Here is a 26888-nt window from a genome sequence, read left to right as displayed (position 1 = left end):
TTCGTAGACACCGAGCCCCGCAAGTTCGGGGCGGTCAAGAAGGACGTCAGACATATTTACCTCTTCTGCCACCCCGGCAACCCGGATATTAGTCCGGTCGTTCCCAGAATGGCCTCCAGCGGAGACCCGGTCAGGGATCGGTTGTGTGGGCGGCTACGTTGCGTACCTAAGATGTTTAAGGACGACGGGATGAAGCGCCGCGGTTGTGGCAACCGCAACGCTCCCGCTTATGAAACACCTAATTCTACAGGCTGGCGACGGGTTCAGCAGTGCGATCCGGCGTTTTCACATGTGGTCATCGAAGAGGGAGCAGAACCGGTGAATCGAATTACGGCGTGGTTGCCGACCAGGATTGACAGGCGTGTGCGTGTGATCGCGTGGATCTACCTCGCCGCCCAGATTCTGCTGGTCGGGACGGGTGGACTGGTGCGCCTGACCAGCTCGGGCCTCGGTTGCCCCACCTGGCCCAAGTGCACCGCGGACTCAGTGGTCAACACGCCCGAGATGGGCATCCACGGCTACATCGAATTCGGCAATCGCCTGCTCGGAGTTGCCCTCGGCCTGGTCGCGATCGCGGCCTTCCTCGCCGTGGTGCGCCTCCGTAAGGAGCGCCCCGACCTGTTCTGGGTCGCCCTGCTCGCGGGGTTGGGCATCCCCGCGCAGGCCGTTATCGGCGGCATCAGCGTTCTTGCCCAGCTAAACCCCTATGTGGTCGGCATCCACTTCGTGATCTCCGTGATCCTGGTCGTGCTGTGCACCGTCTTCGTGCACCGGGTCTACACCGGCCGGGTGCCGCGCACCCTCGCGGTTCCGGTCTGGTATCGGACGCTGGCGTATGTCACGAGCGCGGTCGTGTTCGTCACGATCCTCGTCGGCATCCTCACCACCGGCTCGGGCCCGCACGCCGGGGACGCGGAAGCTCCCCGCACGGGCCTTGACCCCGAAATCCTGCAGCGCGTGCACAGCTGGCCGGCCTACGTCACCGTTGCCCTCACCGTGGTTCTTCTGGTCGTGGCCTTCTCGCGCGCTCTGCCGACGCAGGGCTGGGCCCTTCTCCTTCTGCTCGCCGAGGCCATGCAGGTCGGCGTCGGCCTGATCCAGTCCAACACGGGGCTCCCTGCCGGGTTGGTCGGCATCCACATGGTGCTCTCCTGCGTGCTCGTGGCCATCCTGACCGCGCTCGTCCTGAACCTCAGCACACCGGTGGACGTGCGGGTGTCCCCCAGAGCGACCACCCCCGACCTGGTCGGTCGCCGGTAGCGACGTAAGTCCTCGTCGTTTAGTTGTGGTCATCACAGCCCGAACGCCGTGCCCGGTGTCGAACGGGAGCTGCGGGCTAGAACGGGAGCAGCGGATCAACTCCGACGGCCAGGAACAACAGGGTGAGATAGGCGATCGAACCGTGGAAGACGCGCATCGGCGACACCTCCACGTGACGGATCGCCAGGCCGTACAGCCGGTGCGTCTCGTAGATGAACCAGGCGCCGGTCACCAGAGCGACGAAGAGGTACAGCAGGCCCATGTCCGCGATCGGTACGAGCAGGAGCGAGCAGGCGACGGTCGCCCAAGCGTACAGGATGACCTGAAGGCCCACCTGGCTGCGGCCGCGCACGACGGCGAGCATCGGCACCCCGGCGGCCTGATAGTCGTCACGGTATTTCATGGAAAGCGGCCAGTAGTGCGGCGGCGTCCACAGGAAGATGATCAGGAACAGGACGAAGGGCGGCCATGATAGGTCGCCGGTCACGGCGGCCCAGCCGATGAGCACGGGCATGCAGCCCGCGATGCCGCCCCAGACGATGTTCTGGGCCGTGCGGCGTTTCAGAACCATCGTGTAGAAGACGACATAGAGCAGGATGGCGCCCAGCGACAGGGCCGCGGCGAGCCAGTTCGTGAAGGCCAGCAGCCAGAGAATCGATGCCAGACCGACCAGCCAGGCGAACACCAGGGCCTGCCGGTCGGTGAGTTCCCCCGTGACGAGCGGGCGATTCTGGGTACGCTTCATCAGCCGGTCGATGTCCCGGTCGATGTAGCAGTTGAACGCCCCGGCAGAGCCGGCGCTAAGCGAACCGCCGATCAGGGTTGCCACGACCAGCCACAGGCTCGGGATGCCCTGTTCGGCCAGGATCATCGTGGGAGCGGTGACCACCAGGAGCAGTTCCACGACCCGCGGCTTGGTCAGCGAGAGGTAGGCTCTTGCCGTGCGCCGGAGCGTGCGTGGGGTGCTCAGGGTGTGGGTTTCGGCTGCTCCGGGCAAGGCTCCTCCAACGCTGGTGACAGTGACTGTGATTCTAGGCGAACTGTCGGAACCGAAACCGTCGACGGGCCGCCGGGGGTGCGTCACGAGACGACACATCACGGGTCCGAACCGGCGTTGCCTATACTGGAAGTGCTCGCCAATCTCGGTGCATGCATGCTGATCCACCGGAACCGGGCATCTGCTGCGACACCGTGATGACGCTGATGTCCTCGGGCGCGCACAATAGCGGGTGCGGGTTCTCAGCAACCTTCTCCCTTGTCTTCAGAAGGGTCAATACCAAGTGGCAGCACTGCAGTGGGATTCAATTGACAGCAAGGCGGTCGACACCGCACGCCTCCTCGCGGCCGATGCCGTGGAGAAGGTCGGGAACGGGCATCCCGGTACCGCCATGAGCCTCGCTCCCGCGGCCTACCTCCTGTTCCAGAAGGTGATGCGGCGTGACCCGTCCGACAACGAGTGGATCGGTCGGGACCGTTTCATTCTCTCGGTCGGCCACAGCTCGCTCACCCAGTACGTGCAGTTGTACCTCGGTGGCTACGGACTCGAGCTCGAAGATCTGAAGGCTCTGCGCACCTGGGGTTCCAAGACGCCCGGGCACCCGGAGTACGGCCACACCGACGGGGTCGAGATCACGACCGGTCCTCTGGGCCAGGGTCTGGCCTCCGCCGTCGGCTTCGCCTACGCCTCCCGCTTCGAGCGCGGACTGTTCGACCCGGAGGCGTCGGTCGGCACGAGCCCGTTCGATCACTTCGTGTACGTGATCGCCGGCGACGGCGACCTGCAGGAAGGCATCACGAGCGAGGCCTCCTCCCTCGCCGGCCACCAGCAGCTCGGCAACCTGATCGCGATCTACGACAGCAACCAGATCTCCATCGAGGACGACACCAACATCGCCTTCACCGAGAATGTCGCGGCCCGCTATTCGGCCTACGACTGGCACGTGCAGACAGTCGACTGGAAGCAGACCGGCGCCTACGTCGAGGACGTCGCCGCACTCCACGACGCGATCGAGGCGGCCCAGGGAGTCACCGACAAGCCGTCGCTGATCATCCTGAAGACCATCATCGGCTGGCCCAGCCCGAAGAAGCAGAACACGGGCAAGATCCACGGTTCGGCGCTCGGCGCCGAGGAGCTGACCGCCGTCAAAACGGTCCTCGGTTTCGACCCCGCGCAGGCCTTCGAGGTCGCCGACGAGGTCATCGCGCACACCCGACAGGCCGTGGACCGCGGGGCCGCCGCCCACTCCGCCTGGAACGTCGAGTTCGAAGCCTGGGCGACCGCCAACCCTGAGCGCAAGATCCTGCTCGATCGGGTGCTCTCCGGCGACCTACCCGACGGCGTCGAGGCGGCCCTGCCCGTCTTCCCCGCCGGCACGGAGGTATCGACCCGTGCCGCGTCCGGCAAGGTCCTCACCGCGCTCGGCACGGTCATCCCCGAGCTGTGGGGTGGCTCCGCCGACCTCGCAGAATCGAACAACACCACCATCGGCGGTGCTGCCTCCTTCATTCCGAGCGAGCACTCCACCGGCGAATGGACCGGCAACCCCTACGGCCGCGTGCTGCACTTCGGCATCCGCGAACACGCCATGGCCGCCATCCTGAACGGCATCGTGCTGCATGGGAACACCCGCCCCTTCGGCGGCACCTTCCTGATCTTCAGCGACTACATGCGACCGGCCATCCGCCTGGCCGCGCTGATGCAGGCCCCCTCGATCTTCGTCTGGACCCACGACTCCGTCGCCCTCGGCGAGGACGGCCCCACCCACCAGCCGATCGAGCAGCTCGCGACCCTGCGCGCCATCCCCGGACTCGACGTGGTGCGCCCCGGCGACGCCAACGAGGTGTCCTGGGCGTGGAAGACGATCCTCGAGCGCCGCCAGGGACCGGCCGGCATCGTGCTGACCCGCCAGAACATTCCCGTGTTCGAGCGCGGCGAGGGCGACGCCACCGGCGACGTGCTCGCATCCGCCCGAAACGTGGCCCGGGGCGCCTACGTGCTCGCTGAGGCTGCGGGCGGCACCCCTGATGTGATCCTGATCGGCACCGGCTCCGAGGTGCAGCTGGCCTTGGCGGCCCGCGAGCAGCTCCGGGCCGAAGGCATCAACGCGCGCGTCGTGTCGGCCCCCAGCCTCGAATGGTTCCGGGAGCAGAGCGCCGAATACCGCGAGGCTGTCCTGCCCGCATCGATCACCGCCCGGGTATCCGTCGAGGCGGGAATCGCGTTGACCTGGGACAAGTACGTCGGCGACCGTGGCCGCAGCGTCTCGATCGAGCACTTCGGTGCGTCGGCCGATTACAAGACCCTGTTCCGTGAATTCGGCATCACGACGGATGCCGTCGTCGCCGCCGCCAAGGAAACTCTCGCCGCGCACTGAACCCACTGCGCCGGGACACCACACACCTGAATACCCTGCATTCCAAGGAGATACGAAATATGACTGAGAACACTCCCCTAGCCGAGCTGTCATTGGCCGGCGTCAGCATTTGGCTGGACGACCTGTCCCGGGAACGCATCGCTTCCGGCGGCCTGGCGAACCTGATCGACACGAAGAACATCGTCGGCGTGACCACCAACCCGACGATCTTCGCCGGCGCCCTCAGCAAGGGCGAGGCGTACGCGGAGCAGGTGGCCGCTCTTGCCGCCGCCGGCACCAGCGTGCACGACGCCGTGTTCGAGATCACCACCGACGATGTGACCGCGGCCAGCGATATCTTCCGCCCGGTTTACGATCGCACCCGCGGCGTCGACGGGCGCGTGTCGATCGAGGTCGAGCCCGGGCTGGCCCACGACGCGGCCGGCACGGTCACGCAGGCCCAGGAACTGTGGGCGAAGGTCAATCGACCCAACGCCATGATTAAGATCCCCGCAACGGTGGAAGGTCTCGAGGCGATCACCGCGACGATCGCCCTCGGCATCAGCGTCAACGTCACCCTGATCTTCAGCCTCGAACGTCACCGCCAGGTCATCAACGCGTACCTTTCCGGCCTGGAGAAGGCCAAGGCGGCCGGCCTCGACCTCAGCGTGATCCACTCCGTTGCGTCGTTCTTCGTCTCGCGGGTCGACACCGAGATCAACGCCCGCCTCGAGGTCATCGGGACGACAGCCGCGCTTGCGCTCAAGAGCAAGGCCGGCGTCGCGAACGCCCAGCTCGCCTATCAGGTCTACGAGGAAGCCTTCTCCACCGAGCGCGCCCTCGGCCTGATCAGCGCCGGAGCCAACAAGCAACGCCCCCTCTGGGCCTCCACCGGCGTCAAGGACCCCAGCCTCCCCGACACCCTGTATGTGACCAACCTGGTCGCGCCCGAGGTCGTCAACACCATGCCGGAGAAGACCCTCGAGGCCACACTCGACCACGGCGTCATCCCCGCGAACTCCATCACCGGCGCGTACGACGAAGCCAACCTGGTTCTCGACGCACTCGCGAACGAGGGTGTCTCGTACAACGACGTCACCCAGGTTCTAGAGGCCGAAGGCGTGGCCAAGTTCATCGTCTCGTGGAATGAACTCCTCGAGACCGTGACCGCTGCCCTCGAGACCGCCACGACGACCAAGACCGGGGCCGCACTGTGAGCTTGCACATCTCCGTGAGCGGCGCGGCGGCCGAGGCCGTTCGCACCACCGTCCCGACCCTGGTGGCCGACCTCGTCGCATCCGGGATCACCGCCCTTGACCCGGCCCTCTGGGGCCCCGAAGCCGAAGCCGAAGCCGCGAAGCGACTCGGCTGGACCGAGTCCGTTACGGATTCCCGTCCGCTGGTCGCGGAGATCCTTGCCCTGCGCGACTCCCTGCGGGCCGGCGGAGTCACCCGTATCGCCCTCACCGGCATGGGTGGCTCGTCGCTGGCGCCCGAGGTCATCACCCGCACCGCGGGCGTGAACCTCACCGTGCTCGACTCCACCGACCCCGGTCAGGTCCTCGCGGCCCTCGGCGAGAACCTGGCCGCCACCGCGCTCGTGGTGTCGTCGAAGTCCGGCTCCACGGTCGAGACCGACAGCCAGCGCCGTGTCTTCGAGCGCGCCTTCCGCGCGGCCGGCATCGACCCGGTCGAGCGCATCATCATCGTGACCGACCCTGGCTCCCCCCTCGACGCGGATGCCCGTTCCGTGGGCTACCGCGTCTTCAACGCGGACCCCACAGTCGGTGGACGTTTCTCCGTGTTGACTGCGTTCGGACTCGTTCCGTCCGGCCTTGCCGGCGTGGACATCGCCGAGCTGCTCGACGAGGCCGAGGCCGTTTCGCTTTCCCTTGCCGTGGACACCGCCGAGAACCCGGGGCTCATCCTGGGTGCGGCCATCGCCGCGACCACCCCGCGCCGCGACAAGCTCGCAATCGTCGAGGATGGCACCCACATCGTCGGTTTCGCCGACTGGGCCGAACAGCTGATCGCCGAATCCACCGGCAAACAGGGCATCGGCATCCTTCCTGTCGTGCTCGACCTGGACGCCCCCGAGCTGACCCTGGACCTGCCTGACCTGCAGGTTGTTCGCCTGGTCTCCGACGCCGGCCTCGACGTGTTCTCCGACAACGGCGGACACGACGAGATCCGGATCAGCGGCACCCTCGGCGCGCAGTTCCTCGTCTGGGAGTATGCCACCGCCGTCGCCGGCCGCTTGCTGGGCATCAACCCGTTCGACCAGCCGGATGTCGAGGCCGCCAAAAACGCGACCCGCGGTCTCCTCGACGCCCGTCCCGAACCGGTCCCCGCCGCGTTCATCACGGACGGAATCGAGATCCGCGGCACCGCGCACGTGATCGGCGCCGCCAGCGACCTGCCCTCCGCTATCGATGCCCTGATCGAGGAGCTGGGCACGGACGGCTACATCTCCGTGCAGGCCTACGTCAACCGGCTGGAACTGTCCCAGCTCGCCGAAATCCGTGATCTGCTGGCCGCACTGGCCAAGCGCCCGGTCACGTTCGGCTGGGGACCGCGGTTCCTGCACTCCACCGGCCAGCTGCACAAGGGCGGACCGGCCACCGGAGTGTTCCTGCAGATCCTCACCACCCCGGACGTCGACCTCGACATCCCGGAGCGCCCCTTCACGTTCGGGGAACTAATCCTGGCCCAAGCCAGCGGTGACGCCAGCGTGCTGGCGGACCATGGTCGCCCCGTACTGACGCTGACGCTGACCGACCCGGCCATGAACATCGCCACCCTGTTCGACGCACTGCGCTAACCCGTTCGGCGCCGGCCCGCGGGCCGGCGCCGAACAACGTGCTCGAACGCCACACCTCGAAGGAGCTGCATGTCCCCGGTGGAAATCACCCCGGAGTTCAATCCATTGCGTTCACCACACGACTACCGTCTGAATCGCATCGCCGGGCCCAGCAGCTTGGTGATCTTCGGCGTCACCGGTGACCTGTCGCGGAAGAAACTCATGCCGGCCGTCTATGACCTCGCCAACCGCGGCCTGCTCCCGCCGGGTTTCGCGCTCGTCGGATTCGCACGCCGCGACTGGACCAACGAGGACTTTATGAAAGTCGTGCACGACTCGGTCAAGGAGTACGCGCGCACCGAGTTCAACGAGGACGTCTGGACTCAGCTCGCCGAGGGCATCCGTTTCGTGCCGGGGTCGTTCGACGACGCCGCGTCGTTCCAACTGCTCAAGGACACCATTGCGCAACTCGATCGGGAGCGCGGGACGATGGGCAACCATGCGTTCTACCTGTCGATCCCGCCGAAGGCATTCCCGCAGGTCACGGAGCAGCTGCGCCGCTCCGGCCTGGCCGATCAGACGGACGGGCAGTGGCGGCGGGTCGTGATCGAGAAGCCGTTCGGCAGTGACCTGCAGACCGCGCGCGAACTCAACGCCGTGGTCGAGTCGGTCTTCCCGCCCGACTCGGTCTTCCGCATCGACCATTACCTGGGCAAGGAGACGGTGCAGAACATTCTGGCCCTCCGCTTCGCGAACCAGTTGTACGAACCGATCTGGAACACCAACTACGTCGACCACGTGCAGATCACCATGGCCGAGGACATCGGCGTGGGCGGTCGGGCCGGCTACTACGACGGCATCGGCGCAGCCCGGGACGTCATCCAGAACCACCTGCTGCAGCTTCTGGCGCTAACCGCCATGGAGGAACCAATCTCCTTCGACGCTGCCGACCTGCGCACGGAGAAAGAGAAGGTTCTCGCCTCCGTCCGGCTTCCCGACGACCTCGCCCGTGGCACGGCCCGCGGCCAGTATGCCGGCGGTTGGCAGGGCGGCGAGAAGGTCGTGGGGTTTCTGGACGAGGACGGGATGGACCCCGAATCCCTCACCGAAACGTACGCCGCGCTGCGGCTGACCATTGAGAACCGCCGGTGGTCAGGGGTGCCCTTCTACCTGCGTGCGGGCAAGCGTCTGGGCCGCCGGGTCACCGAGATCGCCGTGGTGTTCAAACGAGCCCCCCAGCACCTCTTCGGCAAGGGAAACTCCGCACCGTTGGGCGAGAATGCCCTGGTCATCCGGGTGCAGCCCGACGAAGGCGTCACCATCCGTTTCGGCTCCAAGGTGCCCGGTGCCGGCATGCAGGTGCGCGACGTGACGATGGACTTCGGCTACGGCCACGCCTTCACCGAGGCCAGCCCCGAGGCCTATGAGCGGCTCATCCTCGACGTGCTCCTGGGCGACCCGCCGCTCTTTCCCCGGCACGAGGAGGTCGAGCTGTCGTGGAAGATCCTCGACCCGATCGAGGAGTTCTGGGCGAAGCAGGGCCAGCCCGAGCAATACCGGCCGGGAACCTGGGGTCCGGTCTCGGCCGACGAACTGCTGTCCCGCGACGGCCGACATTGGAGACGCCCATGATCGTCGATCTGCCCAACACGACCACCTCCAAGATCTCCAAGGCCCTGGTGCGCATCCGCGAAGAAGGCGGCGCGGTGGCCCTCGGCCGCGTGCTTACGCTCATCATCGCGTCCACCATGGGCCGCGAGGAGGAGGCCATCGAGGCCGCGAACGACGCGTCCAGGGAACACCCCATGCGCGTGATCGTGCTGTCAACGATGGACCAGGATGACACGGCCTCCCCACTCGCCCCCCGCGTCGACGCGGAAATCCGTGTCGGCGGGGACGCGGGCGCCAGCGAGGTCATCGTGCTGCGCGCCTACGGTGAGGCCGCCAGCGACCCGGAAAGCCTGGTCACCGGCCTGCTCCTGCCCGACGCCCCCGTCGTGGCCTGGTGGCCCGGTGTGGCGCCCACTGTGCCAGCGGATTCGCCCCTCGGGCGCATCGCCCACCGGCGCATCACGGATGCTTCCGCGCAGCCCGACCCGCAGGCCGCGCTTCATCACCTCTGCAGTTCATACCGTCCCGGCGACACGGACTTCGCCTGGACCCGCCTCACCCTCTGGCGCGCCCAGCTGGCGGCGGTCCTCGACCAGCCGCCCTACCTGCCTGTGACCGCCGTGCAGGTGACCGGTGCCGCGGACTCGCCGTCCACGACCCTGCTCGCCGCCTGGCTCGATCTGCAGCTGCAGGTCTCGGTGGACTACGAGTTCACTACGGGGCCGCTGTCCCACGGCATCCGGAGTGTGCACCTGACGCGCTCCGCCGGGCTCATCTCGCTCGAACGAGACGTGCCCGACATCGCCAGACTCACCCAGCCCGGCCAGCCCGTTCAGGACCTCACCCTCAAGCGCCGGAGCCTGCGGGACTGCCTCAGCGACGAGCTGCGCCGCCTCGACCCCGATGAGCTGTATGGTGAGGTCATCACGCGCGGCCTACCGCACCTTGACGACGTGGTCGCAGAACACAACGAAGGACGACCGTGACCAACGAACGACGCGTACTCGTGCACACCGATCGCGCTGCCCTGGCCGCCTCGGTGGCGGCCCGATTCATCACAACGACCGTGGACCTCCTGCACGAACAGGGAGAAGTCAACGTGGTCCTGGCCGGCGGCAGCGTCGCGATCGAGGTCTTGGAAGCTGTCAACGCCTCCGCGGCCCGCGACACCATCGACTGGGGCCTGGTCACGTTCTGGTGGAGTGACGAGCGCTGGGTGCCCAAGGAGCACCCCGACCGCAACGAGCGCCAGGCTCGCACCGCCCTACTTGACCACATCCAGATCCCGGAGGCGAACATCCACCCCTTCGCCGCCTCGGACGAGGGAGTCGACCTCGACACCGCAGTCGAGAGCTACGCCGCGTTGCTCGAGTCCGCCTCGATCGAGGGAACCGACCTGCCGCGCTTCGACATCACCTTCCTCGGCGTGGGGCCGGACGGCCACGTCGCCTCCCTATTCCCGCACCAGGCCGGCATCCGCGAACACAGCAAGAGCGTGCTCGCCGTGCGCAACTCTCCCAAGCCCCCGGCGGAGCGGCTCAGCCTCAGCCGACCGGCCCTGAACTCCTCACGGTGCGTGTGGATGGTGCTGGCCGGGCCGGACAAGGCATCGGCGCTCGGTCTCGCCCTAGCCGGCGCCAGCCGCGACGAGGTGCCCGTGGCGGGCATCAAGGGCCGCCGGTACACGAACTTCTTCGTCGACCGGGAGGCCGCTGCGGAGGTCCCCGAGAACCTCACCGCGTCGACGTTCTAGAACAGTCACCTGCTCGGGCAGACCCGCACACCGAGAAAGGCCCCGACCGGAGTCGGGGCCTTTCTCAGTGAACGACAGGCGTGCGTGTCCAAACGTCAGTTCGTCGCGGACAGCTTGCCCCGGCGCACGCGCAACTGCTGCAACGCTTCTTCGAGGAGCGATTCTGCCTCTTCCTCGGTCCGGCGTTCCTTCACGTAGGCAAGGTGCGTCTTGTACGGTTCAAGCTTGACCACCGACGGCGGGTTCTCTTTGTCGCGCCCGGCCGGGAGCCCCGACGACGGGCAGTCGATGGTCACCGGGATCTCTTCATCGGGGAGGTTTGCCGCGAAGTAACGCACGGTCTCGTTGCCGAGGGCGTCCCAGTAGGACACCTTGATGCGGTCCGCGTGAAAACCGCGGTCCTGCTCGCCCATGGGGCCGGCACCGACCCGGGATCCTCTGATTGCGCTGCCACCAGATGCCATTATGTTCCTCCGCTTGAAAAGGGCGTTGTAGCCGATTGACCGGTTGAGCTAGAGCTCGTCGAAACTGTGAAACGGGAAACTAAAGCCCCGTGTCGAACTTGGTGATGAGTCCCAGGATTACGATGCAGGTAATCCAGAGCAACCCCAGGATGACGGTGATGCGGTTGAGGTTGCGTTCCGCCACACCGGACGCACCGAGGTTGGAAGTGACACCTCCGCCGAACATGTCGGACAGACCGCCACCACGCCCCTTGTGAAGCAAAATGAGCATGGTCAACAGGAGACTCGTAATTCCGAGCAACACCTGCAGCACAACCTGGAGAATCTCCACGCGAAACCTTTCACAGTGCGATGGGCCCAAAAAACCCATCAAGATCAGTGATAATCATAGCCTGACTCACGAACCAGCCCACCGACCCCCTGTTGGGGAACGATGGGCTGCTTCGAGGCCTGCTGCCGAGTTGAGACAGCAGATGTGGTGCAGTTGTCTTGTTACAGACCGACGTGCTGCTGGAACCGGACGATGCTCGAGAATTCGTCGATATCCAGGCTGGCGCCGCCCACCAGGGCGCCGTCCACGTTCGGCTCGCGCATGAAGCCCGCGATATTAGAACCCTTCACGGAACCGCCGTACAGGATGCGGGTCTTGTCGGCCACATCCTGGCCCAGCGTCTCCGTGAGCACGAGACGCAGTTGCGCCGCCACCTGCTCGGCCTGCTCCGGCGTTGCCGCCTTGCCGGAACCGATCGCCCAGACGGGCTCGTAGGCGACGACGAAGTCGGCCGCGTTGGTCACGCCGGCCAGGGCCGCGCGCAGCTGGGCGACCGGTACGGCGCTCGGGCCGTGCAGTTCCAGGTCCGCGGCAGACTCGCCGACGCAGATGATCGGAACCAGGTTGTGCTTGAGCGCTGCCGTGACCTTCGCCGCGACGATTTCGTCAGTCTCGGCGTGCAGTGTGCGGCGCTCGGAGTGACCGATCAACACATACTTGCACTCAAGCTGCGCGAGGAACGCGCCGGAGATCTCACCGGTGTACGCACCCGAATCCTGGGCCGACAGGTCCTGGCCGCCGAAGGCGATCGGGAGCTTGTCAGCGGAGACGAGCGTCTGCACGGAGCGGAGGTCGGTAAACGGTGGGAACACCGCGACCTCGACCGCTGCGACATCGTGCTTCGCATCCTTGAGATTCCAGGCGAGCTTCTGGACGAACGCGATGGCCTGGAGGTGGTCCAGGTTCATCTTCCAGTTTCCGGCAATCAGCGGAGTGCGCCGTGGGTGTTCGTTTACTGCCATCCGAGGACCTCCAGTCCTGGCAGGCGCTTACCCTCGAGGAACTCGAGGCTCGCGCCGCCGCCGGTAGAAATGTGACCGAACTGGTCATCGGTGAAACCGAGGATGCGCACGGCCGCGGCCGAATCTCCACCACCGACGACACTCAGGCCGTCGACCTCGGTCAGCGCGCCGGCCACCGCACGGGTGCCCTCCGCGAACGGCGCCAACTCGAACACGCCCATCGGGCCGTTCCAGAAGACCGTCTTCGACGACCGGATGATGTCGGCGAACGCCGCAGCGGTCTCCGGTCCGATGTCCAGGCCGAGACCGGAGGCACCGAACGTGGTGCTCTCGATCGCGTCGGCCGGGCTGACCGCCACCTCGGCGTCTGCCCCGAACTTGGAGGCGACGACGATATCCGTCGGCAGCACGATCCGCACGCCCAGGCGCTCCGCTTCCTGAAGGTAACCGCGAACGGTTTCGATCTGGTCGGCCTCCAGCAGGCTTGCGCCCACCTTGTGGCCCTGAGCGGCGAGGAACGTGTACGCCATGCCGCCGCCGATGAGCAGCGAGTTGACGCGGGGCAGCAGGTGCCCGATGACGCCGAGCTTGTCGGACACCTTCGAGCCGCCCAGAACGACCGCGTACGGCACTTCGGGCTTCTCGGTGAGGCGGTTCAGGACTTCGAGCTCAGCGGCGATCAGGAGGCCGGCCGCGCTGGGAAGGATCCCGGCGAGGTCGTACACACTGGCCTGCTTGCGGTGCACGACGCCAAAGCCATCCGAGACGAGCACATCGCCCAGAGCGGAAAGCTCCGTGGCGAAGGCGCCGCGCTCGGCGTCGTCCTTGGCGGTCTCCCCCGCGTTGAAGCGGAGGTTCTCGAGAACAACCACGTCACCGTCGGTGAGGGCGGCAACGGCAGCCTGAGCCGACGCCCCGACCGTGTCCGTGGCGAATGCCACGTCCGCGCCCAGGAGCTCGCCGAGACGGTCGGCAACGGGAGCCAGGCTGTACTTGGCTTCCGGTGCGCCCTTCGGGCGACCGAGGTGCGACACGATCACAACTCGCGCGCCCTGCTCGATGAGGGCCTTGATGGTGGGCAAGGATGCCCGGACGCGCCCGTCGTCGGTGATCTGACCGTCTTGCAACGGCACATTCAGGTCACAACGGACGATGACGCGCTTTCCGCCGAGCTGCCCCAGTGAATCAATAGTACGCAGCGTCACTGCGGACTCCGTTAGAGGCTCTTGGCGACGAGCGCGGTGAGGTCAACCATGCGGTTGGAGAAGCCCCATTCGTTGTCGTACCATGCGGACAGTTTGACCTGGTCGCCGATGACGCGAAGCAGGCCGGCGTCGAAGATCGAGGAGTGCGGGTCGGTGACGATGTCACTGGAGACGATCTCGTCTTCCGTGTACATGAGGATGCCCTTGAGGGGACCCTCGGCGGCAGCCTTGTACGCGGCCTTGATGGCCTCAACGGTGACGGGACGCTCAGCAACGACGGTGAGGTCGGTGATGGAGCCGGTGGGAACCGGAACGCGCAGCGCGAAGCCGTCAAGCTTGCCCTTGAGCTCAGGCAGAACCAGGCCGAGGGCCTTGGCGGCACCGGTCGAGGTCGGAATGATGTTCAGAGCGGCCGCGCGGGCACGACGCAGGTCAGAGTGCGGGCCGTCCTGCAGGTTCTGGTCGGCCGTGTACGCGTGGATCGTGGTCATCAGGCCGTGCTTGATGCCGAAGTTGTCGTTGAACACCTTCGCGAGGGGCGCGAGGCAGTTCGTGGTGCACGACGCGTTGGAGATGATGTCGAACTTGGCCGGGTCGTAGTCCGCCTCATTGACGCCCATGACGATGGTTGCCGCATCGCCGGAGGCCGGAGCGGAAACGATGACCTTCTTGGCACCGGCGGTGATGTGCTTGCGCGCATCCTCGGCCTTGGTGAAGCGTCCAGTGGATTCGATCACGATGTCGACGCCCAGGGCTGCCCAGGGCAGGTTGGCGGGGTCGCGCTCGGCAAGAACCTTAATCGGCTTGCCGTTGACGAGGATGGTGTCTCCATCGACCTCGACGGTGGCGGGAAGGCGACCGGTGATGGAGTCATATTTAAGAAGGTGAGCCAGCGTCTTCGCCACGGTGAGGTCGTTCACGGCGACGATCTCGATGTCGCTGCCCTGGGCCAGGACGGCGCGAAAATAATTACGGCCAATGCGGCCAAATCCGTTAATACCAATCTTTACAGACACGAATGTCTCCTATTCTTGTGCGCCGAGGCGCGTTGTGGTGGGTGAATCGGACGGGCTGCGGGCCCCCGTGGGGGCCGACTCCTCTCAGGAAAGGAGCAGCAGTCCGGCGGTCTTTTCTCGTGCGATGGTGAAGCGTTCCTGGACGTTGGCCCAGTTGACGATGTTCCAGAACGCCTTCACATAGTCCGCACGAACGTTGCGGTAGTCGAGGTAGTACGCGTGCTCCCAGACGTCGAGCATCAGCACCGGAATCGTGCCGGCCGCAAAGTTGGCCTGCTGGTCGAAGAACTGCTGAATGATCAGGCGCTGGCCGATCGAGTCCCAGGCGAGAACCGCCCAGCCGGAGCCCTGTACGCCAAGGGCCACGGCCGCGAAGTGGGCCTGGAACTTGTCGAAGGAACCGAAGTTGTCCTCGATCGCGCTAGCCAGGTCACCGGTGGGCTTATCTCCGCCATCGGGCGACAGGTTGGTCCAGAAGATCGAGTGGTTGACGTGGCCGCCGAGGTTGAACGCGAGGTCCTTCTCGAGCTTGTTCACAAAGGTGAGGTTGCCGCTGTCGCGAGCCTCGGCCAGCTGGGCCAGGGCTGTGTTGGCCCCGGTGACGTAGGCCTGGTGGTGCTTGCCGTGATGGAGTTCCATGATGGTGCCGCTGATGCTCGGCGCAAGGGCCGAGTAGTCGTAGGCCAGAGCCGGAAGTGTGTATTCAGTCAAGATGCATCTCCTCTGTAGTTGTCGGCGCGTAACGCTCCGCCACCCGTTCGTGAGCAACAATTCCAGTCTACTCAGGATGCGCTGCGGCTGTGACGAACGTGGATGAACGCTGAACGCCGGGCAGGTCAGACGTCATCGAGGTCGGCCGGGAGGTTCGCGTCCGTGCCCGGGATGCCCAGGTCGGCGGCCTTCTTGTCGGCCATGGCCAGCAGGCGACGGATGCGGCCGGCGACGGCATCCTTCGTCATGGGCGGGTCCGCGTGGTGACCGAGCTCGTCGAGGCTGGAGTCGCGGAAGGAGAGGCGCAGCTCGCCCGCATAGCGGAGGTGCTCCGGGATCTCCTCGTCAAGGATTTCCATGGCGCGCTGCACGCGCGCGCACGCGGCCACCGCGGCCTGAGCGGAGCGGCGCAGGTTCGCGTCGTCGAAGTTGACCAGTCGGTTCGCAGTCGCGCGCACCTCGCGACGCTGGCGGAGGGCCTCCCAGTTGAGCACGGTCTCCTGCGCCCCCATCTGCACGAGCATGGCGCCGATGGCGTCGCCGTCGCGGATGACGACCCGGTGCACCCCCCGAACCTCACGCGCCTTGGCGACGACTCCGAGGCGGCCGGCGGCTCCCACGAGGGCCATGGCAGATTCGTTCCCGGGGCAGGTGACCTCCAGCGCCGCCGAACGACCCGGGTCGGTCAACGAGCCGTGGGCGAGGAAGGCTCCACGCCAGACAGCGGCGATCTCTTCCTTCGAGCCCGTGGTGAGCCGGTTCGGCAGACCGCGAATCGGGCGCCGTCTCGCGTCGAGCAGCCCGGTCTGGCGCGCGAGGGTTTCGCCGCCGTCAAGCACTCGCACCAGGTAGTGGCTGGCGCGCCTCAGGCCGGCGGCGGGGATCACGGTCACGTCGCTGCGCACGCCGTAGAGCTCAGCGAGGTCTTTGCGCACCCTCCTGGCGAGGAGAGGGGTGTCGAGCTCTGACTCGATGGCGATCCGGCCGGAAATCATGTGCAGTCCGCCGGAGAAGCGGAGAATGGTGGCAAGTTCCGCTGCACGCACCGTGGTCTTTGAAATTTCGACGCGAGCAAGCTCGTCTTTAACGTCGGCGGTGAGTGCCAATCGCTTGTCCATTCTGTCGTCCTGGCCTGATGTGGGGCCGAGTTGTAGTCGTTCTGGCCGGAGTGGGCGTCTGCGGGATGCAGTCGCCCATGACCGGGTTATTCCCGTCCGAGGTCGCGATTCTTGACGCTGACCGCGACACCGGGGAAGTCCTTGACCAGGGCCGCGATTTCCGCGGCCATAGCGACCGAGCGGTGCTTGCCGCCCGTGCACCCGACCGCGATGGTCGCGTGGCGTTTGTTCTCCCGCTGGTACCCCGCGAGGACCGGTTCCAGGGCCGCCGCGTAATGCGAGATGAACTCCCGCGCCCCGGTCTGGGCGAGAACAAAATCCCGCACCTCGGAGTCTTGGCCGTTGTGGCTGCGCAGTTCGGGAACCCAGAACGGGTTGGGAAGGAAACGCACATCGGCGACCATGTCGACGTCGGTGGGAAGGCCGTACTTGAAGCCGAAACTCATCAGCGTGACGTGCACCCCGGCGGCGTCCTCGGCGGCGAAGCGGTCCGAGATCGACGTGGCCAGCTGGTGGATGTTGAGATCGGAGGTGTCAATGACGAGGTCGCAGGACTCGCGCACGGCGCTGAGCTTGACGCGCTCGGCCGCGATGCCGTCAAGGATCGTGCCGTCGCCCTGCAGCGGATGCGGTCGTCGCACGGATTCGAACCGTCGCACGAGCACGTCGTCGCGGGCTTCGAGGAAAATGACCCGCACCTGGGACGTCTTCCGCAGCGAGTGCAGGATCTCCTGGAAATCGGTGAAGAAGTCCCGGCCGCGGATATCGACCACGGCGGCGATCTTCGGCAGGCTGGTGCCGGCCCGGCCGACGAGTTCGGCCAGCGGGCGCAGCATCTGCGGCGGAAGGTTGTCGACGACGTACCAGCCCAGGTCTTCCAGCGCGTTGGCCACGGTGGAGCGGCCTGCGCCGGACATCCCCGTCACGATAAGCATTTCCTGCCTGTCGTTCTCCGTTGTCATTCTGGACTGCGCCTTCGATCGGGTGGAACCTAAGTGTCCAGCCTACCGATCAGCCGGACCGTTCAGGCGCGCAAGTGGCGATGAATCGCCTCGGCCAGCACCGGACCGATGCCGCGAACGTCGGCAATCGCCTCCGCCGGCGCCTCCTTGAGCCGGGTGACGGAGCCGAAATGCTGCAGGAGCACCTTGACTCTGGCCGGGCCGAGACCGGGGACCTCGCCCAGCACCGACGTGATGTCCCGCTTCCTTCTCGAGCGCTGGTGCATGATCGCGAACCGGTGCGCCTCGTCGCGGATGCGCTGGATCAGGAACAGGGCGTCACTGTTGCGCGGCAGGATCACCGGGTAGTCGGAGTCCGGCAACCAGATTTCCTCGAGCCGCTTCGCGATTCCGCACAGCTGGATACCGGTGACGCCGGATTCGCGCAGCGCCCGCGCCGCCGCGGCCACCTGAGGCTGGCCGCCGTCGACGATGAGCAGGTTCGGCTGGTACCGGAACTTCTTGCGCTTCACCGTGGCATCGGCCTCGCTCTCCGGCGCCGCCTCCTCGTCGGGGATCAGGTAGGCCAGGCGGCGGGTAAGCGTGCGGTAGATGGAGTCCGTGTCATCCGTGGACTCGGGGATGCTGAACCGGCGGTACTCGTCGGTTCGCGGCAACCCGTCTTCGAACACCACCATGGAGGCGACGATGTTGGTGCCGCTCAGGTGCGAGACGTCGTAGCATTCCATCCTGAGCGGCGCAGACGGCATCTCCAACGCCTCCTGGATGTCTTCGAGGGCCTTGGACCGGGCGACGAAGTCGGAGCTCCGCCGGGTCTTGTAGAGCATCAAGGCATGCTTGGCGTTCTGGGTCGCCGTGGCGAGCAGGGCGGCCTTCTCGCCCCGCTGGGCAGCGACAAGCCGGACCTTGCGTTTGCCGACGCCGGCCAGCCAGGTTTCCAGCGCCGCGGCGTCGTCGGGCAACTCCGGCACAACGATCTCCCGCGGAGGCACGGCTCCGGAGCCGTAGGCCGTCAGCATGATCGAGTCGATCAGGTCGCTCGTCGTGAGGTCCAGTTCCTTGTCGACCATCCAGCCGCGCACACCGCGGATGCGGCCGCCCCGCACGATGAATAGCTGCACCGCCGCGGCGAGTTCATCCTGGTCGATGGCGAACAGGTCGATATCGACGCTGTCGCGGAGCACGACGGCGCTCTTCTCCAGAACGGCGTTCAGCGCCCGCACCTGGTCGCGCCGTTTGGCGGCGACCTCGTAGTTCTGGCCCACCGCGGCATCCTTCATCTCCGCGGTCAGCTGGTTGATCAGCTTGCGATCCTGGCTGCCCATGAAGCTGACGAACTCATTTACGATCACCCGGTGCTCCTCGATGGAGACCAGGCCGGAACAGGGGCCGAAGCACCGCCCGATCTGCCCGCCGAAGCAGGGCTTGCCGGACTGAATGGCTCGTTTGTAGTTGGCGTTGTTGCAGGTGCGGATGGGGAAGGCTTTGAGAATCAGCTCGATTGTCTCGTGCACGGCCCAGACCTTCGGGTACGGTCCGAAATACCGGGCGCCGCGGATGCCGGTGGTGCGGGTGACGAGAGCCCGCGGCGCCTCGTCGGCGAGGGTCACCGCGAGGTACGGGTAGGACTTGTCGTCCTTGAACCGCACGTTGAAGGGCGGGTCGAACTCGTTGATCCAGGTCCACTCCAGCTGGAGGGCCTCGACCTCGGTGCCGACGACCGTCCACTCAACCGAGCTGGCCGTGGTGACCATGCGCCGGGTGCGCTCATGCAGGCTGCTCAGCGGGGCGAAGTAGTTCGCGAGCCGCGCCCGCAGGTTCTTGGCCTTGCCGACATAGAGTACCCGCCCGGTTTCGTCACGAAATCGGTACACCCCGGGACTCGTGGGGATCTCGCCCGTCTTGGGGCGGTAGCTCAGCGCATCGGACATGATGGTTCCTGAGGCGGTCAGTGTGCCGCCAGGATCTCCTTCAGGAACATGCCCGTGTGGCTCTTCTTCACGGTGGCGACGTGCTCCGGGGTTCCGGTGGCAAGCACGCGGCCCCCGCCGGAGCCGCCCTCGGGACCGAGGTCGATCACCCAGTCGGCGGATTTTATCACGTCGAGGTTGTGCTCGATCACGATCACGGTGTTGCCCTTGTCGACCAGGCTGTTCAGCACAAGCAGCAGTTTGCGCACGTCTTCGAAGTGCAGGCCGGTCGTGGGCTCGTCGAGCACGTACACGCTGCGGCCATTGGACCGGCGCTGCAGCTCGGTGGCCAGCTTGACGCGCTGGGCCTCGCCGCCGGACAGCGTCGTGGCGCTCTGGCCGAGGCGCACGTAGCCGAGGCCGACCTCGACGAGGGTATTCAGGAACCGGTGGATGGACGAGATCGCCTCGAAGAAATCGGCGGCCTCGCTGATCGGCATGTCCAGCACCTCGGCGATGCTTTTACCCTTGTAGTGCACGGTGAGGGTGTCGCGGTTGTAGCGCGCTCCCCCGCAGACCTCGCAGGCAACGTAGACGTCGGGCAAGAAGTTCATCTCGATTTTGATCGTGCCGTCGCCGGAGCAGGCTTCGCAGCGGCCGCCCTTGACGTTGAAGCTGAACCGGCCGGGCAGGTAGCCGCGCGCCTTAGCCTCGATCGTCTCGGAGAAGAGGGTGCGGATCTTGTCGAAGACGCCGGTGTAGGTGGCAGGGTTGGAGCGCGGCGTGCGCCCGATCGGGGCCTGGTCGACGTGGATGACCTTGTCGAGCTGCTCGAGCCCGGTGACGCGGGTGTGCCGGCCGGGGAGTTTGCGGGCGCCGTTGAGCCGGTTGGCCAGTACCCGGTACAGGATGTCGTTGACGAGAGACGACTTGCCCGATCCGCTGACGCCGGTCACGGCCGTGAACGTGCCGAGCGGGAAGCTGACCGACACCTTCTTGAGATTGTTGGCCTCCGCGCCGATAACCGAGATTTCGCGCCCCGGGTCGATCTCGCGCCGGGTGGCCGGGGTCGGGATGGACCTGCGGCCGGCAAGGTAGTCCCCGGTCAGCGACTCCGTGTTGGTGAGCAGGTCGGCGTAGGAACCGGAGTGCACGACATGGCCGCCGTTGACGCCGGCGCCCGGGCCGATGTCGACGACCCAGTCGGCCGTCTTGATGGTGTCTTCGTCGTGCTCAACCACGATCAGGGTGTTCCCGAGGTCGCGCAGGGTTACCAGGGTCTCGATCAGCCGTCGGTTGTCGCGCTGGTGCAGGCCGATGCTCGGTTCGTCGAGCACGTACAGCACCCCGGTCAGGCCGGACCCGATCTGGGTGGCCAGACGGATGCGCTGCGCCTCGCCGCCGGACAGGGTCGCCGCGGCCCGGGCCAGGTTGAGGTAGTTCAGGCCGACGCGGATCAGGAAGTCCAGGCGCGCCTTGATCTCTCGCAGCACCTGCGCGGCGATGACGGCCTCCCGGTCGGTCAGCTCGAGCTTGTTCATGAAATCGCGGGCGTCGGTGAGACTGAGGTTGCAGACATCCGCGATGCTGGCCCCGTGCACGAGCACGGCGAGGACCTCGGGCTTGAGCCGGGTTCCGGAGCAGACGGGGCAGTCGATTTCGCGCAGGTATTCTCCCCAGCGGGCGCGCTGGGTGTCGGACTCCGCCTGCAGGTACTGACGTTCAATGTAGGGCACGACGCCCTCGAAGCCGGAGGTGTAGCTCATCTCCCGGCCGTAGCGGTTCTTCCACTTCACCTTGACCTCGAAGTTGTCGCCGCGCAGAACGGCGTCCTGCACCTCGGCGGGCAGTTCGCCCCACGGGGTGTCGAGGGAGAAGTCCAGGTCGCGGGCGAGCCCGTCGAGGAGCTTCTCGTAGTACTGGAACAGTCCCTTGCCCTGCGTGGTCCAGGGCAGCACGACGCCGTCCGCGATGCTGAGCTCGGGGTCGCCGAGCAGCAGGTCTGCGTCGACCGACATGCGCGTGCCGAGCCCGGAGCACTCAGGGCAGGAGCCGAAGGGCGCGTTGAAGGAGAATGTGCGCGGCTCGATCTCGGTGAGCTGCACGGGGTGGTTGTTGGGACAGGAGAGCTTCTCCGAGTAGCTTTGCCAAGCCTCGTCGCCCTCCCGGTCGACGTAGTTGATCTGCACGATGCCGTCGGTCAGCTTGAGCGCCGTCTCAAGGGAGTCTGTGAGCCGGCTCAGCAGGTCGGAGCCGGCGACCAGACGGTCGATGACCACGAAGATGTCGTGTTTGAGCTGCTTCTTCAGAACGGGCGGCTCGTTGAGCTGGATCGGGGTGCCGTCGACGATGGCGCGGGAATAACCGCCCGCTGCCAGTTCCTTGAACAGGTCGACGAACTCGCCCTTTTTCTGGGATACGACCGGGCTGAGCACCTGGTAACGGACGCCCTCATCGAGTCCCATCAGCTGGTCGGCGATCTGCTGCACGGTCTGTGCCTGGATGACCTCGCCGCAGACGGCGCAGTGCGGCACACCGATGCGCGCCCAGAGCAGCCGCATGTAGTCGTAGACCTCGGTGATGGTGCCCACGGTCGACCGAGGGTTGCGGTTGGTCGACCTCTGGTCGATGGAGACGGCAGGGCTCAGGCCCTCGATGAAGTCGACGTCGGGTCGGTCGACCTGGCCCAGGAACTGCCTGGCGTACGCGGACAGCGATTCGACGTAGCGCCGCTGGCCCTCCGCGAAGATGGTGTCGAACGCGAGCGAAGACTTGCCCGAGCCGGACAGTCCCGTGAAGACGACGAGCGAATCGCGCGGGATCTCGAGGTCCACGTTGTGCAGGTTGTGCACACGGGCACCACGAACGTTGAGTTTTGATCCGGTCTCTACCTTGGAAATTGACACCATTTGATTCTATGCAGCGTCACGCGTCCAACCCTGCGAATCAGCACGCCCTGAGCGAACAAATGTTCGAAGTCTACCCAGCCACGTCCAAACATCCGATCAGATGTGGCCGGCCTTCTCCATCTGGCGCAACTCGCGCTTCAGCTCGGACACCTCGTCGCGGAGCCGGGCCGCGAGCTCGAACTTGAGCTCCCCCGCCGCCTCGAGCATCTGGCCGTTCAGGTCGGCGATAATCGACTCAAGGTCGTTCGCGCCGTTCGCGGCCAGTCCCTGCCGGCGCGGAGTCGCCGCGACGCCCTTGCGGCGGGTGTCGCGACCGGCCAGGAGCTCGGCGGTGTCCGCCTCTTCCCGAGCGAGAACCTCGGTGATGTCAGCGATCCGTTTGCGCAGCGGGGTGGGATCGATGCCGTGAAGGGTGTTGTAGGCCACCTGCTTTTCGCGGCGGCGGTCGGTCTCGTCGATCGCGCGCTCCATCGAGGCCGTGAGCCGGTCGGCGTACATATGCACCTCGCCGGAGACGTTGCGGGCCGCGCGGCCGATGGTCTGGATCAGCGAGGTCGCCGAACGGAGGAAGCCCTCCTTGTCGGCGTCGAGGATGGCGACAAGCGAAACCTCGGGCAGGTCGAGCCCCTCGCGGAGCAGGTTGATGCCCACGAGGACGTCGTAGACGCCGGCCCGCAACTCAGTGAGGAGTTCGACGCGACGGAGCGTGTCGACATCCGAGTGCAGGTACCGCACCCGCACGCCGGCCTCGGTGAGGAAGTCAGTGAGTTCCTCGGCCATCTTCTTGGTGAGCGTGGTGACCAGGACGCGTTCGTTGCGGTCGACGCGCTTGTGGATCTCCTCGAGAAGGTCGTCGATCTGGCCCTTACTGGGCTTGACGATGATCTGCGGGTCGATCAGCCCGGTGGGACGGATGATCTGTTCAACGATGCCGTCGGCGATGCCCAACTCGTACTTGCCGGGGGTGGCGGAGAGGTAGACGGTCTGGCCGACGCGCCCCTTGAACTCCCCGAATTTGAGCGGTCGGTTGTCGAGGGCGCTCGGGAGCCGGAACCCGTGATCGACGAGTGTGCGCTTGCGCGAGGAGTCGCCCTCGTACATGGCGCCGATCTGCGGCACCGTGACGTGGGACTCGTCGATGACCATCAGGAAGTCGTCAGGAAAATAGTCGAGCAGGCAATGCGGCGCCTCCCCCGGTTGCCGCTGGTCGATGTGCCGGGAATAGTTCTCGATGCCGGAGCAGAAACCGATCTGCTCCATCATCTCCAGGTCAAACTGCGTGCGCATGCGCAGGCGCTGGGCCTCGAGCAGTTTGCCCTCGCGCTCCAGCTGCTCAAGCCGTTCGGCGAGCTCCTCCTGAATGGTGCCGATGGCGCGCTCCATCACGTCCGTGCTGGCCACGTAGTGCGAGCCGGGGAAGACGGCAACGGAGTCGAGCTTCCTCACGATGTCGCCGGTGAGCGGATGCAGGCTGTAGAGCGCCTCGATCTCGTCGCCGAACATCTCGATCCGGATGGCGAGTTCTTCGTACATCGGGATGATCTCGATGGTGTCGCCGCGCACCCGAAAGTGGCCGCGGGAGAAGTCGATGTCGTTGCGCTGGTACTGCATGGCAACGAACTTGCGGATCAGCCAGTCCCGGTTGACCTGTTGACCGACCTGTAGAGCGACCATGGCCTCGAGGTAGCCTTCGGGCGTGCCGAGGCCGTAAATGCAGGAGACCGTGGAGACCACGATGACGTCGCGCCGGCTGAGCAGGGAGTTCGTGGTGGAGTGCCGTAGGCGCTCGACCTCCGCGTTGATCGAGGAGTCCTTCTCGATAAAGGTGTCGGTCTGGGGCACATAGGCCTCGGGCTGGTAGTAGTCGTAATACGACACGAAGTACTCGACGGCATTGTTGGGCATCAGCTCACGGAATTCGTTCACGAGCTGCGCGGCGAGGGTCTTGTTATGGGCGAGCACCAGGGTCGGCCGCTGCACCTGTTCGATCAGCCAGGCCGTGGTCGCCGATTTGCCCGTTCCGGTGGCGCCGAGCAGCACGATGTCGGTCTCTCCGGCGTTGATGCGGCCGGCCAGCTCGGCGATCGCTGTGGGCTGGTCGCCGCTCGGCGTGTACTCGCTCACCACCTCGAACGGATTAACAGAGCGCGTGGGTTCCATGCTCGTCAGTCTACGGAGCGCCTCTGACAATGCGCTGCTGACCCTGACCCCGCACCTGGTCCCACAGCACGTCGACCTGCTCCAGGGTCTGCTCAAGAGTGCCGCCCGTGTCGATGACGACGTCGGCGATCCTGTGACGGTCGGCGTCACTGGCCTGGGCGCGGATCCGGCGCTCCGCTTCGCCGACATCCATCGCCCGCAGCTCCACCATGCGGCGCACCCGGGTCGGCTCGTCGGCCTGGGTGACGACGACGAGGTCGAAAGGGTGGTCGACGCCTGCCTCCACCAGCAGGGGCACGTCGTACACGACGATCGCGTTGCGGTCGGCATCTTCCGCCTCGCGGATCAGTGCGTTCGAGCGCGCACGCACCTCGGGGTGCACGATCGCGTTGAGGCGGTCCAACGCCTCCGGGTCGCGGAACACGACCGCGCCGAGCGCCACCCGGTTCAGGCTGCCGTCGGGCAGCAGCACCGCGTCACCGAAAGCATCCGCGATCTTGACAAGCCCCGGGGTGGCGGGCCCGACCACGACCCGCGCGAGTTGGTCGGCGTCGATGTGCACGGCCCCGTGCTGAACTAGCCGCCGCGCGACGGTGCTTTTTCCGGATGCGATCCCGCCGGTCAGTCCAATCAAGTACACACTTGCCATGCTAACGGCCCTCGATGGACGAACCGGCATCCGCCGGCGAAGCGAAAAAAAGGCCGCACCCCGGAGGGTGCGGCCTTCGGTCAGCTCGTTGCTAGTTGGAGCTGGAGAGCTTCTCGCGCAGTGCTGCGAGGGCCTCGTCGTCCGCGAGCGTGCCGGCGCCGGCCGTCTCGTTCGAGAAGGTGTTGCCTGCGGCGGACGGGACATCGCCGACGGCGGTGATCTCGTCGTTCGCGGAGGCAACCTGCTTCTTGTGGGCTTCCCAGCGAGCCTGGGCTGCAGCGTAGTCCTGCTCCCACTTCTCACGCTGGGTCTCGAAGCCTTCGCGCCACTCGTTGGTCTCCGGGTCGAAGCCCTCGGGGTACTTGTAGTTGCCCTGGTCGTCGTACTCGGTGAGCATTCCGTAAAGCGCCGGGTCGAACTCGGTGCCCTCGGGGTCGACACCGTCGTTGGCCTGCTTGAGGCTCAGCGAGATGCGGCGACGCTCGAGGTCGATGTCGATGACCTTGACGAAGACCTCGTCGCCGACCGACACGACCTGCTCGGCGAGCTCGACGTGCTTGCCGGAGAGCTCGGAGATGTGAACGAGTCCCTCGATGCCCTCGGCAACGCGAACGAACGCGCCGAACGGAACGAGCTTGGTGACCTTACCCGGTGCAACCTGGCCGATGGCGTGGGTGCGAGCAAAGACCTGCCACGGGTCTTCCTGCGTGGCCTTGAGGGAGAGCGACACGCGCTCGCGCTCGAGGTCGACCTCAAGGATCTCGACGGTGACTTCCTGGCCAACCTCGACGACTTCGCTGGCGTGCTCGATGTGCTTCCAGCTGAGCTCGGAGACGTGAACCAGACCGTCAACGCCACCCAGGTCGACGAACGCACCGAAGTTGACGATCGACGAGACAACGCCCTTGCGGACCTGTCCCTTCTGAAGGTTGTTGAGGAACGTGGTGCGGCTCTCGGACTGAGTCTGCTCGAGCAGCGCACGACGGGACAGCACGACGTTGTTGCGGTTCTTGTCGAGTTCGAGGATCTTGGCCTCGATCTCCTGGCCCAGGTACGGGGTCAGGTCGCGAACACGGCGCAACTCGATGAGCGAGGCCGGGAGGAACCCGCGGAGTCCGATGTCCACGATGAGGCCACCCTTGACAACCTCGATGACCGAACCGGTGACAACGCCATCCGACTCCTTGATCTTCTCAACGTCGCCCCATGCACGCTCGTACTGAGCGCGCTTCTTGGACAGGATGAGACGGCCTTCTTTGTCTTCCTTCTGAAGAACGAGGGCCTCAACCAGGTCGCCGACCTTGACGACCTCAGAGGGGTCGACGTCGTGCTTGATGGAAAGTTCGCGGGAGGGAATGACACCCTCGGTCTTGTAGCCCACGTCGAGGAGAACCTCGTCGCGGTCGATCTTCACCACGGTGCCCTCGATGAGGTCTCCGTCGTTGAAGAATTTCAGAGTCTTTTCGACCGCGGCAAGAAAGTCTTCAGCAGATCCAATGTCGTTGATGGCGACCTGCTTGGGTGCCCGTTCGGTCGTTGCGTTTGTCATGTAGTAGTTGCTCCAGGATGGACATAGTTCGGGCCACACACGGGAAAAACTCGTGCTCGTGCACCATGCATGGCGGTGGACAGTTCGTCACAAACGTGACAGTCGAGCTTAGCTGTTTGCGGGAGAGGCCGGCAACTTGCCCGTCCCCACCGAAACTACGCCGAT

General features: G+C 65.9%; 21 protein-coding genes. 7 read left to right on the top strand and 14 right to left on the bottom strand.

Annotation, left to right across the window (positions count from 1 at the left end; translation table 11 throughout):
• Window positions 1-363: 363 nt before the first annotated feature.
• The gene (locus E3T40_RS03055; RefSeq protein ID WP_241981651.1) at window positions 364-1260 is read left to right on the top strand and encodes a heme A synthase; all 897 of its coding nucleotides are present in this window, start codon (window positions 364-366) and stop codon (window positions 1258-1260) included.
• Window positions 1261-1336: 76 nt separating this feature from the next.
• Here E3T40_RS03055 and E3T40_RS03050 read toward each other — a convergent pair whose 3' ends face one another.
• Entirely contained in the window at window positions 1337-2257 is a 921-nt protein-coding gene (locus tag E3T40_RS03050; protein WP_233194134.1) for a heme o synthase, read from the bottom strand.
• A gap of 283 nt (window positions 2258-2540) precedes the next feature.
• Here E3T40_RS03050 and tkt point away from each other — a divergent pair, with 283 nt between their 5' ends.
• The 6 genes from tkt (at window position 2541) to pgl (ending at window position 10777) form a co-directional block, all read left to right on the top strand.
• Complete coding sequence (gene tkt, locus E3T40_RS03045) at window positions 2541-4634, top strand: transketolase (RefSeq protein ID WP_134542622.1); 2094 nt, start codon at window positions 2541-2543, stop codon at window positions 4632-4634.
• Window positions 4635-4693: 59 nt separating this feature from the next.
• A complete protein-coding gene (gene tal / locus E3T40_RS03040; RefSeq protein WP_104194859.1) occupies window positions 4694-5830 on the top strand; it encodes a transaldolase in 1137 nt (378 codons plus the stop codon).
• A complete protein-coding gene (locus E3T40_RS03035) occupies window positions 5827-7434 on the top strand; it encodes a glucose-6-phosphate isomerase (RefSeq protein ID WP_104194860.1) in 1608 nt (535 codons plus the stop codon). The genes tal and E3T40_RS03035 overlap by 4 nt, the downstream gene beginning before the upstream one ends.
• A gap of 69 nt (window positions 7435-7503) precedes the next feature.
• Window positions 7504-9045, top strand: coding sequence for a glucose-6-phosphate dehydrogenase (zwf, locus tag E3T40_RS03030; protein ID WP_104170974.1), 1542 nt, complete (start codon window positions 7504-7506; stop codon window positions 9043-9045).
• Window positions 9042-10010, top strand: a complete 969-nt coding sequence (locus E3T40_RS03025) for a glucose-6-phosphate dehydrogenase assembly protein OpcA (protein ID WP_104170975.1) — start codon at window positions 9042-9044, stop codon at window positions 10008-10010. The genes zwf and E3T40_RS03025 overlap by 4 nt, the downstream gene beginning before the upstream one ends.
• Entirely contained in the window at window positions 10007-10777 is a 771-nt protein-coding gene (gene pgl / locus E3T40_RS03020) for a 6-phosphogluconolactonase (RefSeq protein WP_104170976.1), read from the top strand. The genes E3T40_RS03025 and pgl overlap by 4 nt, the downstream gene beginning before the upstream one ends.
• Window positions 10778-10872: 95 nt before the next feature.
• Here pgl and E3T40_RS03015 read toward each other — a convergent pair whose 3' ends face one another.
• From E3T40_RS03015 to rpsA, 13 genes are all read right to left on the bottom strand, one after another.
• Entirely contained in the window at window positions 10873-11241 is a 369-nt protein-coding gene (locus tag E3T40_RS03015) for an RNA polymerase-binding protein RbpA (protein ID WP_104170977.1), read from the bottom strand.
• Window positions 11242-11320: 79 nt separating this feature from the next.
• Window positions 11321-11572, bottom strand: a complete 252-nt coding sequence (secG, locus tag E3T40_RS03010; RefSeq protein WP_104170978.1) for a preprotein translocase subunit SecG — start codon at window positions 11570-11572, stop codon at window positions 11321-11323.
• A gap of 161 nt (window positions 11573-11733) precedes the next feature.
• Window positions 11734-12534, bottom strand: coding sequence for a triose-phosphate isomerase (tpiA, locus tag E3T40_RS03005; protein ID WP_104170979.1), 801 nt, complete (start codon window positions 12532-12534; stop codon window positions 11734-11736).
• Window positions 12525-13739 (bottom strand): phosphoglycerate kinase, encoded by a 1215-nt coding sequence (gene pgk / locus E3T40_RS03000; protein ID WP_104170980.1) that lies wholly within the window; start codon window positions 13737-13739, stop codon window positions 12525-12527. Before pgk ends, tpiA begins: the two co-directional genes overlap by 10 nt.
• 11 nt (window positions 13740-13750) lie before the next feature.
• On the bottom strand, window positions 13751-14755 hold the full coding sequence (gene gap, locus E3T40_RS02995) for a type I glyceraldehyde-3-phosphate dehydrogenase (RefSeq protein WP_104170981.1): 1005 nt from the start codon (window positions 14753-14755) through the stop codon (window positions 13751-13753).
• Window positions 14756-14839: 84 nt separating this feature from the next.
• Window positions 14840-15466 (bottom strand): superoxide dismutase, encoded by a 627-nt coding sequence (locus tag E3T40_RS02990; RefSeq protein WP_104170982.1) that lies wholly within the window; start codon window positions 15464-15466, stop codon window positions 14840-14842.
• 125 nt (window positions 15467-15591) lie between these two features.
• Window positions 15592-16572: a DNA-binding protein WhiA gene (whiA, locus tag E3T40_RS02985; protein ID WP_104100550.1), complete on the bottom strand. Its 981-nt coding sequence runs from the start codon at window positions 16570-16572 to the stop codon at window positions 15592-15594.
• A gap of 98 nt (window positions 16573-16670) precedes the next feature.
• Window positions 16671-17546 (bottom strand): RNase adapter RapZ, encoded by an 876-nt coding sequence (gene rapZ / locus E3T40_RS02980; protein WP_104100549.1) that lies wholly within the window; start codon window positions 17544-17546, stop codon window positions 16671-16673.
• 62 nt (window positions 17547-17608) lie between these two features.
• The gene (gene uvrC, locus E3T40_RS02975) at window positions 17609-19477 is read right to left on the bottom strand and encodes an excinuclease ABC subunit UvrC (RefSeq protein ID WP_134542621.1); all 1869 of its coding nucleotides are present in this window, start codon (window positions 19475-19477) and stop codon (window positions 17609-17611) included.
• A 17-nt stretch (window positions 19478-19494) separates the two neighbouring features.
• On the bottom strand, window positions 19495-22362 hold the full coding sequence (gene uvrA, locus E3T40_RS02970) for an excinuclease ABC subunit UvrA (RefSeq protein ID WP_241981650.1): 2868 nt from the start codon (window positions 22360-22362) through the stop codon (window positions 19495-19497).
• Between the two features lie 99 nt (window positions 22363-22461).
• Window positions 22462-24525, bottom strand: coding sequence for an excinuclease ABC subunit UvrB (gene uvrB, locus E3T40_RS02965; RefSeq protein WP_104170985.1), 2064 nt, complete (start codon window positions 24523-24525; stop codon window positions 22462-22464).
• 10 nt (window positions 24526-24535) lie between these two features.
• Window positions 24536-25165, bottom strand: a complete 630-nt coding sequence (gene coaE / locus E3T40_RS02960; RefSeq protein ID WP_104100572.1) for a dephospho-CoA kinase — start codon at window positions 25163-25165, stop codon at window positions 24536-24538.
• Window positions 25166-25265: 100 nt separating this feature from the next.
• Window positions 25266-26723, bottom strand: coding sequence for a 30S ribosomal protein S1 (gene rpsA / locus E3T40_RS02955; protein ID WP_104170986.1), 1458 nt, complete (start codon window positions 26721-26723; stop codon window positions 25266-25268).
• Window positions 26724-26888 lie beyond the last annotated feature (165 nt).

This window comes from Cryobacterium sp. TMT1-19 (genome assembly GCF_004403055.1).
Lineage (GTDB): Bacteria > Actinomycetota > Actinomycetes > Actinomycetales > Microbacteriaceae > Cryobacterium > Cryobacterium sandaracinum.
The sequence above is the reverse complement of the archived record's forward strand: the minus strand, read 5'-3'. Positions and strand labels throughout refer to the sequence as shown.

Excerpts from the sequence above, each read along its gene's own strand:
- rapZ (WP_104100549.1), bottom strand. The coding sequence starts at position 17,546 with ATGACAACGGAGAACGACAGGCAGGAAATGCTTATCGTGACGGGGATG.
- uvrC (WP_134542621.1), bottom strand. The coding sequence starts at position 19,477 with ATGTCCGATGCGCTGAGCTACCGCCCCAAGACGGGCGAGATCCCCACG.
- E3T40_RS03015 (WP_104170977.1), bottom strand. The coding sequence starts at position 11,241 with ATGGCATCTGGTGGCAGCGCAATCAGAGGATCCCGGGTCGGTGCCGGC.
- tal (WP_104194859.1), top strand. The coding sequence starts at position 4,694 with ATGACTGAGAACACTCCCCTAGCCGAGCTGTCATTGGCCGGCGTCAGC.
- uvrB (WP_104170985.1), bottom strand. The coding sequence starts at position 24,525 with ATGGAACCCACGCGCTCTGTTAATCCGTTCGAGGTGGTGAGCGAGTAC.
- rpsA (WP_104170986.1), bottom strand. The coding sequence starts at position 26,723 with ATGACAAACGCAACGACCGAACGGGCACCCAAGCAGGTCGCCATCAAC.
- E3T40_RS03025 (WP_104170975.1), top strand. The coding sequence starts at position 9,042 with ATGATCGTCGATCTGCCCAACACGACCACCTCCAAGATCTCCAAGGCC.
- tpiA (WP_104170979.1), bottom strand. The coding sequence starts at position 12,534 with ATGGCAGTAAACGAACACCCACGGCGCACTCCGCTGATTGCCGGAAAC.
- zwf (WP_104170974.1), top strand. The coding sequence starts at position 7,504 with ATGTCCCCGGTGGAAATCACCCCGGAGTTCAATCCATTGCGTTCACCA.